The organism is Pseudomonas sp. TMW 2.1634, assembly GCF_001703595.1.
Taxonomy (GTDB): Bacteria; Pseudomonadota; Gammaproteobacteria; order Pseudomonadales; family Pseudomonadaceae; genus Aquipseudomonas; species Aquipseudomonas fragi.
In genome coordinates, this window is record NZ_CP016849.1 from 2,232,001 (window position 1) to 2,244,162 (window position 12,162).

The window sequence follows — 12,162 nt, forward strand, 5'->3', positions numbered from 1 at the left end:
GAACATGACCGCGCCGGTACACCCGCCATTGAGTTTCAAACAGGCCTTGCTGGCCATGCTCGGCATCTCGCTGGTGCTGATGCTCTCGGCACTCGACCAGACGGTGATCGGCAACGCCCTGCCGAGCATCGTCGCCGAGCTGGACGGTTTTGAACTCTATGCCTGGGTCGCCACCGGCTACCTGCTGGCGTCCATCGTCACCATCCCGATTTTCGGCCGCCTGGGTGACTATTACGGGCGCAAGCCGTTTGTGCTCGCCGCCACCCTGATCTTCACCCTCGCGTCGCTGGCCTGCGCCGTGGCCGACGACATGCTGTTGCTGGTGATCGGCCGGGCGTTGCAGGGGGTGGGCGGCGGCATGTTGATCGGCACCGCCTTTGCGTGCATCCCCGAGCTGTTCCCCGACACCCGCCAACGCCTGCGCTGGCAGATGCTGCTCAGTGCCCTGTTCAGCGTGGTCAATGCCATTGGTCCGGGGCTCGGTGGCTATTTGACCGGTGCCTATGGCTGGCGCTCGGTGTTTTACATCAACTTGCCGCTGGGCTGCATCGCGCTGTTTTTTGCCTGGCGCTACCTGCCTCATTACCGCCCACAGCATCGTTTGAAGATCAGCCTGGACTGGCCAGGCGCCTTGCTTGTCGCCCTGGCGCTCGGCAGTTTGCAGCTGTTTGTCGAGTGGCTGGGGCATGCCAGCCTGGGACTGAGTGCGGCGCTGGGGGTGTTGTGTGTGGTCGCCACCCTGATGCTGTGGCGCTGGGAAAAACACTGCGCCCACGCCCTGCTGCCCGCCGCCCTGCTCGGCGTGCCGAGCCTGCGGTTGTTGTTTGTGTTGTCGGTGGCGGCCGGGGCGATCATGTTTTCCCTGCTGTTTTATCTGCCGCTGCTGCTGCAAGGCAGCTACGGCTATTCGCCCCAGGACGCCGGACTGCTGATTACACCACTGGCCCTGAGCATCACCCTGGGGGCGATCGTCAACGGCCGGATCGTCACCCGCCTGCGCAACCCCAACCTGTTGCCGCTGTCGGGCTTTGCCGCGCTGCTGCTGGCCTGCCTGGGGCTGGCCATTGTCGGGCGCGGCGCCTCGTTCAACCAGTTGCTGGGGCTGATCCTGCTGGCCGGGCTGGGCCTGGGTTTTATCCTGCTGAACCTGACGGTATTCACTCAAACCCTGGCCGAGCGCCAGTTCCTCGGCATTGCCACCGCGCTCACCCAATCACTGCGGCTGGTGGGCGGGTTGCTGGGCACGGCCGGCATGGGGGTACTGGTCAATCTGTTGTACAGCAGCAACCTGCAACGCCTGTTTATCGGCCAGGGGCATGCCGAGGCACTGCCCCTGTTTGCCACCCCCGAAGTCCTGCTGCGGCCCGACAGCGCCATGCTCGAACACGGCCAATGGCTGGATCTGGCCCGCGATGCGCTGGCGCAGTCGGTGGGTGTCGGCCTGCTGCTGTGTGCCGGTATCGGCGTGCTGGCGCTGCTGGTGCTGTACCGGTTACCGCCGGTGCAGCTGCATACACCTGCAAAACAATAAAAAACCTGCTGCCGCTTTTGACTGCCCCGCCCCTTCAACTACTCAACGGGATGACTCCAATGGAGCTTTTCAATCGCGCACCGAAAGTCATGGTCGGCCTTTGCGGCCTGTTTATCGCCCAGCAAGGCTTAGCCGCCGGGCTGGTGGAAGACAGCAAGCTGAATATTCTGGCGCGCAATTTTTTCAGCAACGCCGACAACCGCAGCGGTGCCGCCGACCCCAACTACACCCAGGAATGGGGCCAGGGGTTTATCGCCACCTTTGAATCGGGTTTTACCCAGGGCACCGTGGGCGTTGGCATGGACGCCATCGGCATGTTCGGCGTGCGCCTGGATTCGGGCAAGGGTCGCCACTACAACCCTGAGAGTACTGCGTTCAACGGTAATATTTTCCCCACCGACCATGATGGCCGGGCGGTGGACGAATTCGGCAGCCTGGGCCTGACCGCCAAGGCGCGGGTATCGAAAACCGAGTTCAAGTACGGCACCCTGGTGCCCATGCTGCCGGTGGTCATGTCCACCGACCGCCTGCTGCAACAGACCTTCAACGGCGGGCAGATCCAGTCCCGCGAGCTGGACGGCCTGACTTTTACCCTGGGCCGCCTGGAGCACGTCAAGGGCCGCGGTTCGAGCAACGAAATGGGCATGTCCATTCCGGGTGCCAACAACCCGCAGACCGGCGAATTCGTCAATAAATTCTACTACGGCGGCGTCGACTACAAGGCCAGCAAAGACCTGACCCTGCAGTACTACTACGGCGGCCTGGAAGACTTTTACAAACAGAACTTCCTGGGCCTCAAGTACGACCTGCCCGTGGGCCCCGGCACCTTGCGCACCGACCTGCGCTTTTTCGACAACCGCGCCGACGGCGCCAACGGCCATGACCCGGCCTACTACACCTTCGGCTACTACGGCGACGGCGTGACCAAGGGCAAGGTCGACAGTCGCCTGAGCAGTGCGCAGTTCACCTACCTGGTCCACGGCCACACCCTGGCGGCGGGCCTGCAGCAAGTGAGCGGCAAAAGTGATGCGGTGTGGCTCAACCAGGGCGACGGCTCCACGGCCTACTTCATGACCGAGTCGATGATCGGCAAATTCCAGCGCGCCGGCGAAACCACCTGGCAGGTCAAGTACGGCTATGACTTTGCCGGCCTCGGGGTACCGGGCCTGACCTTTATGGGCATGTACGAAAGCGGTTCGAATATCCGCACGCCCACGGGTGACAAGCATGAATGGGAACGCAACCTGACCGTCAGCTATGTCGTGCAGCAAGGGCCGCTCAAGGATCTGAGCATTGCCCTGCGCCATGCCTCGCTGCGTACCGAAGTCAGCACCCAGCGTGACAGCGACGAGCACCGGGTGATTGTCAGCTATCCGTTGAATATTCTGTAAGCCCACAAACCCCGGGCGTCCTCTCAGGGGGGGAGCCTGCTCACCAGCAGGCTCCCCCCCGCTGTTGCCTCGCACCGCCGTCGAAGGGCTTTTCCGTTACAGCAACTACAGCTCGTCGGGTTCAGATTAATACCTTAATTCATGTAGGAAACACCCCACATACCCGGCAGGACCTCACTTTTAGACTGCAAGTACCCCCATAAAACGGAAGGTCACCTGTGTCTAGAGTCATCCCACTGGCATTGCTGCTTACGCTCACCGGTGCCAATTTTGCGTCCGCAACCGACCTTCGCAAGCCTTACAACTGGGCCATTCAATCGGCTAAAAAAGACGCTTCCCCCTTGCATGTCAAACGGGTCATCAAGCGCGCTCACACCTTGTTGGGCATTCCCTACCTGTGGGGCGGCATGTCACTGGAAAAGGGCTTCGATTGCAGCGGCATGCTGGTATATCTGTTCAAGCACGAAGCCAATATCCACATCCCAAGAACCACCGCTGCCATGCTCGGTGCCGATCTGAAAAAAGTCGCACGCCATGCACTGCAACCGGGTGACGCCGTATTTTTCATCACCAACAGCGGCTCGCGAAGCAATCACGTCGGCCTGTATATAGGTGATAACCGTTTTATTCACGCACCGCGCGCAGGCAAGACGATTCGTATCGACTCACTGGACAATGCGTACTGGAAGAAAAACTACACCACCGCTCGCCGCTTCTAAGTCGGGAAGCCGCCCACAAAAGCGGCCGTATTGAGGGGCTGTCGAGCAGCACGTTAGTGGCGAGGGGTTTAGGGGGTAAACCCCTCGCGCTGTAGCGATCAATTGAAGCTTTTCAAACCCAGGTGCCCGCGCAAGGTCGGGTGTTCGTAGGCGCTGCGCAGGTAGCCGCGACGTTGCAGGATCGGTACCACCGATTCGGTGAACTCGGTAAAAGTGCCGGGCAGATAGGCAGGCGACACCACATAACCGTCGCAGGCGCCCAGCTCCAGCCACTCGATCAATTGCTGCGCCACGCTCTCTGCGGTGCCCGCCAATTGCGGCACGCGGATGCTGGCGGCCATGATCGCACCGTACTCGCCAAGGGTGATGTCGCGCTCCAGACGCAGCTTTTGCGCGATCACATCGGGGGTCGCCGAGTGCCTGGCGATATCGAGCAGGCGGGTATCCAGCGGGAATTGGGTAAAGTCGAAATTGGACTGGGTCGACAGGGTGATAACCCCCAGTTCAGGGTTGGCCAGGGCATTGTGCTCATCGCGCTTTTTGAGCGCTTCGGTTTCAGTACCGCCAATAAAGGGCATGACCGCCGTGAGGATTTTGCAGTCATCAGGGTTGCGGCCAATGGCACGCATTTGCTGGTGAATGTCCTGGCGGAATTCGAGCATGCGCTCTACCCGGCTGTTGATGCTGAAAATCACCTCGGCCCAACGTGAACCAAACTGGCGCCCGCGCCCCGAAGCTCCGGCCTGGATCAACACCGGCTGGCCCTGGGGTACACGGGGGATATTAAGCGGCCCTTCGCAATCAAAATAAGTACCGCTGTGCCTGAACGCGTCGATCTTGCCCGGGTCGGCGAGGATGCCGCGCACCTTGTCCAGCACCAGCGCGTCCGGCTGCCAGCTGTTCCACAGTTTGAGCACCAGCTCGACAAATTCGTCGGCGCGGGCATAGCGCTGGTCATGGGCCAGGTGCTGCGCATGGCCAAACAGGCGCGCTTCGCTGTCGTTCATCGAGGTGACGATATTCCAGGCGCTGCGCCCTTTGGAGATATGGTCCAGAGAGGCGATGGCCCGCGCCACATGGGGCGGTTGGTAGTAGGTGGTGGAGCGTGTCAGCCCCAGGCCAATATGCTTGGTGTGGCCGGCCAACAGGCTGAGGATTGGCAGCGGATCGAGCCGCGCCGCATCCTGCGCACCCAGCTCGAAGGAACGCGCACGGGATTGCCCGGCCTGATCGCCGACTGCCAGGCGATCGGCAAAAAACAGCAGGTCAAAGCAGCCGTCTTCCAGGGTTTTGGCGATTTCAATGTAGTAATCGGGGTCGAGAAAGTGGCTATGGGTTTGCGGGTGACGCCACACCGCGTGGCTATGTACCACGGGGCCCGAGAGCATGAACCCCGCCAATGCCATTTGCTTGGCCATATGGTTTTCCTTGGTTATCAGAGTGCGCGGTCAAACATGGGAGTGACGTCGTACGGCTTTTTCAGCAGCTTGGCGTCGTAGAGGAAATCCGAGGTGGCCTGAGCTTCGCTGACAATGGTCGGCGAGATCGGCAGTACGGTGATGGCGTCGCGCTTGAACCAGGCCTTGGCGATCTCCGGGGACGACTGGTTGGCCTTGGACCAGGCTGCGGCGTATTCGTCGACATGGCTTTGGCTCCATTCCCGGGCACGGGTCAGACGCTGGACAAAGTCCTTGATGATCTCGCCCTTTTGCCCCAGCACCGGCTCATAGGCAACCACATAAGTCGGTGCGCTCATCAGCCCCTTGGCATTGCGGATCAGGGTGCTGCCTTCTTTTTCCTGCAAGGACACATAGGGTTCCCAGGTACCAAAAGCGTCGATATCGCCCTGGCTCAGGGCCATGCTCGCCTCCGCCGGCAACAGGAATTTATAGTTGACGCTGTCACGCGGCACGCCGGCTTCATCCAGGGCCTTGAACATCATCTGCTGGCTCCAGGAGCCATTCCAGATCGCCACGGTTTTGCCCTTGAGGTCAGCCACCGAGTGAATGCCCGGGCGGGCCACGATCCCTACGCCATTGAGGCTGGTCTGGGTACTGGCCACGACTTTGACCGGGGCACCGTTGGCCGCCAGGCTGATCACCGGGGTATCCCCCACCACGCCAATATCCAAGGCGCCGCTGGCCACGGCCGAGGCCACCGGCGAGCCTGTGTTGAAGCGCTTGAAGTCGATGGTATAGGGCAAGTCTTTAAGCTCACCCGAAAGTTCCAGAACGATGCGGTTGGAGAAGAACTGATCGCCCACCACCAGGGTCTGTGGTGCAGCGGCGTAGACGGGAGTGCCATGCAGCAGCACAGAAGCCAGGCCCCACAGGGATAGCCGTTTTAGACGTGTTGTCATTGAAAGTTCCTACAGAGTTAACAGCTAACTCAACCATCTGTAGGCATGCAGTCTGGCATTGAGAAAAGAGGCTTTATGGATCACCAAGCGTGGCGTTTTTAGAAGCTAGCGCAATAACGATATAGGCAACTAATACTTTTAAGGCATATCCATAGAACCCTGTCCGGGTATTTGGTTAGCTGTTTTTGATATTAAGCATTTAACCAATCTAGTATTAGGGTGGCATCACCAGACCACTGGGCCTAACCGCATTTACTTCACTCATTACAGCGCCAGCGCGCCTTTGAGCGCAGGCCCGGCAAGGTCAGACCGCATGCCTAACCCACAACTTGATATCTGGGGCACCGCCCCTAGCGCCCGTTATGAACAACTGGCCGCTCCTTTTCGCCCGCTGTTTGCGCACATCGGCGCACACGCTGCCGAAGCTGACGGTTCGCGCAGCCACCTGGGCACTGTGATCCAGCAACTGAACGCACTGGGCTTGCCACGCTGGCGCCTGCCGGCCAGCTATGGCGGCCAGGACGCTACGCTGGTCGAGTTGCTCGCCCTGTTAACCGAATTATCCGCAGCCGACTCCAATATCACCCAGGCCTTGCGTGGGCATTTTGGTTTTTGCGAAGAAGTGCTGGTTTCCAAGGATCGCAACTGGCAGGCAAAGTGGCTGGACAAGCTCAGCCAGGGCGTACTGCTGTCACCGGGCAGTACCGAGGTGGGCACCCAGACCCGTGGTGAGTTCGAAACCCGCATCCAGCGTGCTGCAGATGGCTCATTGCGCATCAGCGGCAAAAAGTTCTACACCACCGGCGCGCTTTACAGCGACCTGATCAACACCATCGGCACTGGCGACGACGGCACGCTGTACAGCGTCGTGGTCGACCTCAAGGCTCCCGGCGTGCAGATCATTGATGACTGGAACGGCTTTGGTCAGCGCCTGACGGCCAGCGGTACCTGCATCTTCGACAGCGTGCGGGTGGACGATGAACCCCGCGCCACCGACCAGCGTTTTGCCTATGGCCAGTCGTTCTTCCAGATCTACCACCTCAGCACCCTGGCTGGCATCGCCCGCCGCGCCGCCTTGAGCGGCGCCGATGAACTGCACAGCCGCTCCCGAACCTTCTCCACGGGCAATGCCGACAGCGCCGCGCAAGACGTGCAATTGCTCCAGGTGATCGGCGAGGTGGCCAGCCAGGCCTACGCGGCACAGGCCATTACCCGGTACGCGGCGCAGCGCCTGGAAAGCACCGCGCAATACACCATTGCCAGCGAGCAGCCGTTGACCCATGAAGACCCGCAGGTGGCACTGGCCGAGCTGGAGGTGTGCCTGGCGGTCAACCCCGTGGTGGACGCCACCCTGGCCGCCACCACAGCCCTGTTCGATGCCCTGGGCGCCAGCGCCACGGCCAGCAACAAGGCACTCGATCGCCTGTGGCGCAACGCCCGTACCCTGGCCAACCACAACCCGCGCGTGTACAAGTCGCGCATTGTCGGCAACTATTTGGTCAACGGTCTGGTACCCCCTTCGCAATGGCGGGTGGGGGTGGCCAAGAGCTGAACATTGCGCGACGGCTTCAGCCCGGCAGGTCGGGCTGAAGCTGCCCTGGTTCAATGAAAAAAATGTTAATTGTCCAGAGCCCTTGCCCCGCAGAACATGGCTGCCTGTCACGTACTTCAGCACTAGGGAAACCGGCTCCATGCATCAACACACACGCGCACCGCTGCGCACTGCACTCCACCGCCTGAGCCTGCGTACAGCGGGGGCTGTGGCCATCACCCTGGCAACCCTGGGCGGTGCCCAGGCTGCCACCTCCACTGCCGACACCATCAAGGCCTACAAACTGTGCACGGGGGCAGACAACGCCTCCCATGTACTGCAAGGCACCATCGACCAGAACATGCGCAACGACGTGACCTCGATCCACTTCAAGCAAAGCCCGGCGCACGCCAGCTATGACTGGCATAACGACCCGGAGCCGCAATACGTCATCACGCTGTCCGGCACCCTGGCGTTTGCAACCCGCAATGGTGAGAAGTTCACCCTGCACCCCGGCGAAGTGCTGGTTGCCGAAGACAACACCGGCACGGGCCACCGCTGGAACATGATCGATGACCAGCCCTGGCGTCGCGGCTATGTGGTACTCAAGCCTGGCACAAGGGACTCGTTCATCCCCGACGACCCGGCTGCCGCCAAGGTGTGTAACGGGTCGTAGTAACAAGCGGGTGGCTATTTGAAAAAATGGCTGGGGGTTTTACCGAACTGTTTCTTGAACATGTTGGTGAACGCGCTGGGGCTTTCATAGCCCAGTGCAAACGCCACATCGATAATCTTCTCCCCCACGGCCATGCGCTCAACCGCCAGCAGCAAACGCGCCTGCTGGCGCCACTGGCCGAAGGTCATGCCGGTGTCCTTGCGAAACAGGCGCTGGATGGTTTTTTCATCGAGGCCCAGGTGGGTGCTCCAATCCGAAAGTGTCGAACTGTCGGCTGGATTTTTTTGCAACCTGAGGCAAATCTCATTGATACGCGGATCGGCTGGCTGCGGCAAATGCAAAGGCAGGGCGGGCAGCAGGGCCAACTCGTCCAGAATCAACTGCATCACCCGGTCCTCGCGGGAGTGCGCGGCATAGGGCTGCTGCAGGCCCACGGCAACCTTGATCAACTCGCTCAACAGCGGCGAGATGCTCACGGCCCTTACCTCGGCGGGCAGGTCCACCAGCGCATCGGGCCGCACAAACACACTGCGCATTTTCAGCGGCCCCACACAGCGGATCGAGTGAACCCGGCCACTGGGCATCCACACCCCCCGATTGGAGGGAACAGTCCACTGGCTCGACTCGCTGTACACCACCATGACACCCGAGATGGCATAAAGCAGTTGATGCTTGTCATGCGTGTGAGGCGCAATGACCCAGTCCTGCGGATAATCGGTAGCACTGCCGATCACCGTCCGGTTGCTTTGATCGATCTCAAGCAAAAAATCAGTAAGCGGTTTGATCGCGACGCCCCTTTTGCGATGGTTTACTCCCTTATACAGCGAGACAGGCATGCAGGCGAATTCTAGGATGGCGCCGAGCGTCGAGCTCACACTCCTATCGCCCGGAAGATTTGCCATGCCTACAACAACTGCATCCCCGGCCTCTGCGTCTGCCTCAGTAGCCCGGCAAGCAAGCCCGCTTGTCATGAAAGTAATCGGCGCCTGCGCGCTGGCACATTTGATCAACGACCTGATCCAGGCCGTACTCCCTTCGATCTATCCCCTGCTCAAGGCCAACTACGGCCTGAGCTTTACCCAAGTGGGCCTGATTACACTGACCTTCCAGCTGACAGCTTCGCTGCTGCAACCCTGGGTGGGTTACCACACCGATCGCCATCCCAAACCCTGGTTGCTGCCGGCGGGCATGGTCTGCACCCTGATCGGGATCTTGATGCTGGCCTTCGCCGGTAGCTTTGCCTCGATCCTAGTGGCCAGCGCCCTGGTCGGCATCGGCTCATCGACCTTCCACCCGGAGACCTCGCGCGTGGCGAGGCTGGCCTCAGGCGGTCGCTATGGCCTGGCCCAGTCAACCTTCCAGGTGGGCGGCAATGCCGGCAGCGCTTTCGGCCCGTTACTGGCTGCAGCCATCGTGATCCCTTATGGCCAGGGGCATGTTGCCTGGTTTGGGCTGTTTGCCGCGTTTGCCATCGTTGTGCTGTACGGCTTGAGCCGCTGGTATCGCAACCACCTGGCCCTGTTCAAACTCAAACAGGGCAGCCAGGCGCACCACGGCCTGTCCAAAGGGCGAGTGACAGCTGCGCTGGTGGTCCTGGCCATGCTGGTGTTCTCCAAGTACTTCTACATGACCAGCTTCACCAGCTACTTCACGTTTTACCTGATCGAGAAATTCCACCTGTCAGTGGCCAGCTCCCAGCTGTACCTGTTTTTGTTCCTTGGTTCAGTGGCGGCAGGCACCTTTTTTGGTGGCCCGATTGGCGACAGGATCGGACGCAAAAAAGTCATCTGGTTCTCGATCCTGGGTGCGGCCCCGTTCACGCTGGCGCTGCCTTATGTGGACCTGTTCTGGACAGGCATACTGAGCATGGTGATCGGTTTTATCCTGGCGTCGGCGTTCTCCGCCATCGTGGTCTTTGCCCAGGAACTGGTGCCAGGCAATGTCGGCATGATTGCCGGTGTGTTCTTTGGTTTGATGTTCGGTTTTGGCGGCATCGGTGCCGCGTTACTGGGGCATCTGGCGGACATCAAGGGCATCGAGTATGTGTATGGACTCTGCTCTTACCTGCCGTTGTTGGGGGTATTGACCATCCTGCTGCCGAGTACCAAAGGGGTTTGAAGAGGGGCCAGGCTGGATGGGGCAAGCCACTGCAGTCAGCAGGCCTGTGGTGGCTTTTAAAAGCGCCTCCTGATGAAGGCGCCCTCGACGATCACCGGCCCTGGACCATTCCTGCGGCGAGTAGCAACCGTTCAAGCCCGATACCGAACCCAGCGCCTTGTCGGTAGGCACCGCCGCCGACAACTTGTTGTTGTGCACCCAATACAGGGCAACGCACCTCGAAGCCATTCCCTTCAAGGTAATAACTTAAGCCACGCTTCACAGCCAGATTGAGTTCATATTCCAGGCCCAGCGAATCGAGAAAGCCCGAGCAAATGTCCTGGCTACGCATCAACGCCTTGGCGGGTTCAGGACTGAGAATCTCAAGTCCCAGTTGAGTGAATTCTCGATAACGACCGGCTTGGGGTCGCTCATACCGATAACATCGTGCCACATAAAAAAACATCGCCTCTGCGCGCGCCCCAAGAAGCGCATCGCAGCGTTCCTGAAAAAGCGCAGTCGCTTCCGGGATGAGACAACAAGGACGCCCGGCCTTGTCATTGAAGGCCCACATTTGTCCGATAATTTCACTCCCGCCAGCTTTTTCAATAAACGTATTTTGGCCCCAAAGTGCGGGGACTATGACCTCTTCAGCCCCCGCATCGATGAAGATAGCTCCGGAAACGACCTTCCATCTCCCGCATCATTGCAGCCTCTTTCCCGGTCACTATTCGAGTTCCGCGCAGCATAGTCATTTTCACAATCTCCAATTTCAGGCAATAAAAAAGGCGCCATTGGCGCCTTGGTTTGGTTCACTGAAGGGTCAGAGTCGATATTTCGAACTCTGAGCAATCGATGAGCGTACGCAACCGCAGCACCCTGGGCGAGGTCCGTGATGGTGATGGCGATTGCTTGGAGTAAATTGAGTCATAGGGAATCCTTGCACAAATGCGCAAGCGCCTGCAAGCCTGCACATGTAGGACTACCCCCCACCGCCACAGACTATTTCCAGCCCCATAATGAGACGCTTTGCGATCTTCGGCTTAGAGGACATGCTATAAACACCGTCAAAAAAGGAGTCTCTATGAGCATGGATACAAAATGTTCGGTCTTTATCGCAGCAAGTGTTGACGGCTTCATTGCCAGGATGGATGGAGATATTGAGTGGCTCAATCGGCCTGAGTACGAGTGCCCAGCACTGAAGGGACTCACTTATGATGAGTTCATGACGACGGTCGATGCACTGGTTATGGGGCGCAAGACACTGGACAAAGTGTTGTCCTTCCCTGAGTGGCCCTATGAGAACACGCGAGTCGTGGTGCTCTCACATGGGGCGGTACCGCTACCGCCAAAACTGCGAGGCCATGTCGATGTGTTGGCCGGCGATCCGGTACTTATCGTGGCGCAGCTTGCGGCTCAAGGTCTGAAGCATCTCTATATAGACGGTGGTCAGACCATCCAGGCTTTCCTCGCAGCGGGATTGATCAACGAGATCACCATTACGCGTATTCCAGTGTTATTGGGCAAAGGAATTCCATTGTTCAGCCAGTTGGGTGATGAGCGTAAATTATGTCTGATTGACTCATCAGCGTCTGATAACGGATTTGTACAGAGTCGTTATCAAGTGCTCGCATAAGCTTGCTGATTGCGGCCTATTGGTTGGAGTAACGGTTAAAGATTTGTGCATTTAATATGAGTCAAGGGCTGCTCCTGGCCGATTGCGTTGAAAAGTCGGCCATGGTTTCCACGGCATAAAAGTACGCGCTTGAGATTGAAATCTTTACTTTTAGCAGAGGCTTCCCGTCCTCATGAGCAAGAACCCCCCTCTTACGCTCACTCCAACTTCCTACGGCCAACA

General features: G+C 59.3%; 11 protein-coding genes. 7 read left to right on the forward strand and 4 right to left on the reverse strand.

Going from position 1 to position 12,162, the window contains the following annotated elements; all coding sequences use genetic code 11:
* Positions 1-4: 4 nt before the first annotated feature.
* The 3 genes from BFC21_RS10630 to BFC21_RS10640 all read left to right on the forward strand — a co-directional run bounded on the left by BFC21_RS10630 (position 5) and on the right by BFC21_RS10640 (position 3,641).
* Positions 5-1,531, forward strand: a complete 1,527-nt coding sequence (locus tag BFC21_RS10630) for an MFS transporter (RefSeq protein ID WP_120266062.1) — start codon at positions 5-7, stop codon at positions 1,529-1,531.
* A gap of 59 nt (positions 1,532-1,590) precedes the next feature.
* Positions 1,591-2,922, forward strand: coding sequence for an OprD family porin (locus BFC21_RS10635; protein ID WP_120266063.1), 1,332 nt, complete (start codon positions 1,591-1,593; stop codon positions 2,920-2,922).
* A gap of 218 nt (positions 2,923-3,140) precedes the next feature.
* Positions 3,141-3,641 carry a C40 family peptidase gene (locus BFC21_RS10640; protein ID WP_256557643.1) on the forward strand — a complete coding sequence of 167 codons (501 nt, stop codon included), beginning with the start codon at positions 3,141-3,143 and terminating at the stop codon, positions 3,639-3,641.
* A gap of 98 nt (positions 3,642-3,739) precedes the next feature.
* Here the strand turns inward: BFC21_RS10640 and BFC21_RS10645 are convergent, their stop codons facing one another.
* Together BFC21_RS10645 and BFC21_RS10650 are read right to left on the reverse strand one after the other, a co-directional pair.
* Entirely contained in the window at positions 3,740-5,059 is a 1,320-nt protein-coding gene (locus BFC21_RS10645) for an LLM class flavin-dependent oxidoreductase (RefSeq protein ID WP_088377871.1), read from the reverse strand.
* A gap of 17 nt (positions 5,060-5,076) precedes the next feature.
* Positions 5,077-6,000, reverse strand: a complete 924-nt coding sequence (locus tag BFC21_RS10650) for an ABC transporter substrate-binding protein (protein WP_088377872.1) — start codon at positions 5,998-6,000, stop codon at positions 5,077-5,079.
* A 313-nt stretch (positions 6,001-6,313) separates the two neighbouring features.
* Here BFC21_RS10650 and BFC21_RS10655 point away from each other — a divergent pair, with 313 nt between their 5' ends.
* Both BFC21_RS10655 and BFC21_RS10660 read left to right on the forward strand, forming a co-directional pair.
* The gene (locus BFC21_RS10655; RefSeq protein WP_120266065.1) at positions 6,314-7,552 is read left to right on the forward strand and encodes an acyl-CoA dehydrogenase family protein; all 1,239 of its coding nucleotides are present in this window, start codon (positions 6,314-6,316) and stop codon (positions 7,550-7,552) included.
* 139 nt (positions 7,553-7,691) lie between these two features.
* Positions 7,692-8,207, forward strand: coding sequence for a hypothetical protein (locus BFC21_RS10660; protein ID WP_120266066.1), 516 nt, complete (start codon positions 7,692-7,694; stop codon positions 8,205-8,207).
* A gap of 14 nt (positions 8,208-8,221) precedes the next feature.
* Here the strand turns inward: BFC21_RS10660 and BFC21_RS10665 are convergent, their stop codons facing one another.
* Complete coding sequence (locus BFC21_RS10665; RefSeq protein WP_088377875.1) at positions 8,222-9,043, reverse strand: helix-turn-helix domain-containing protein; 822 nt, start codon at positions 9,041-9,043, stop codon at positions 8,222-8,224.
* Between the two features lie 64 nt (positions 9,044-9,107).
* Here BFC21_RS10665 and BFC21_RS10670 point away from each other — a divergent pair, with 64 nt between their 5' ends.
* Complete coding sequence (locus BFC21_RS10670; protein ID WP_088377876.1) at positions 9,108-10,325, forward strand: MFS transporter; 1,218 nt, start codon at positions 9,108-9,110, stop codon at positions 10,323-10,325.
* 91 nt (positions 10,326-10,416) lie between these two features.
* On the opposite strand, the gene BFC21_RS10675 is transcribed toward BFC21_RS10670, so the two are convergent.
* On the reverse strand, positions 10,417-10,977 hold the full coding sequence (locus tag BFC21_RS10675) for an ATP phosphoribosyltransferase regulatory subunit (protein WP_088377877.1): 561 nt from the start codon (positions 10,975-10,977) through the stop codon (positions 10,417-10,419).
* A 417-nt stretch (positions 10,978-11,394) separates the two neighbouring features.
* On the opposite strand from BFC21_RS10675, the gene BFC21_RS10680 reads away from it, so the two are divergent.
* Positions 11,395-11,940, forward strand: a complete 546-nt coding sequence (locus tag BFC21_RS10680) for a dihydrofolate reductase family protein (RefSeq protein ID WP_088379509.1) — start codon at positions 11,395-11,397, stop codon at positions 11,938-11,940.
* Positions 11,941-12,162 lie beyond the last annotated feature (222 nt).

Excerpts from the sequence above, each read along its gene's own strand:
- BFC21_RS10630 (WP_120266062.1), top strand. The coding sequence starts at position 5 with ATGACCGCGCCGGTACACCCGCCATTGAGTTTCAAACAGGCCTTGCTG.
- BFC21_RS10635 (WP_120266063.1), top strand. The coding sequence starts at position 1,591 with ATGGAGCTTTTCAATCGCGCACCGAAAGTCATGGTCGGCCTTTGCGGC.
- BFC21_RS10645 (WP_088377871.1), bottom strand. The coding sequence starts at position 5,059 with ATGGCCAAGCAAATGGCATTGGCGGGGTTCATGCTCTCGGGCCCCGTG.
- BFC21_RS10650 (WP_088377872.1), bottom strand. The coding sequence starts at position 6,000 with ATGACAACACGTCTAAAACGGCTATCCCTGTGGGGCCTGGCTTCTGTG.
- BFC21_RS10655 (WP_120266065.1), top strand. The coding sequence starts at position 6,314 with ATGCCTAACCCACAACTTGATATCTGGGGCACCGCCCCTAGCGCCCGT.
- BFC21_RS10660 (WP_120266066.1), top strand. The coding sequence starts at position 7,692 with ATGCATCAACACACACGCGCACCGCTGCGCACTGCACTCCACCGCCTG.
- BFC21_RS10665 (WP_088377875.1), bottom strand. The coding sequence starts at position 9,043 with ATGCCTGTCTCGCTGTATAAGGGAGTAAACCATCGCAAAAGGGGCGTC.
- BFC21_RS10670 (WP_088377876.1), top strand. The coding sequence starts at position 9,108 with ATGCCTACAACAACTGCATCCCCGGCCTCTGCGTCTGCCTCAGTAGCC.
- BFC21_RS10680 (WP_088379509.1), top strand. The coding sequence starts at position 11,395 with ATGGATACAAAATGTTCGGTCTTTATCGCAGCAAGTGTTGACGGCTTC.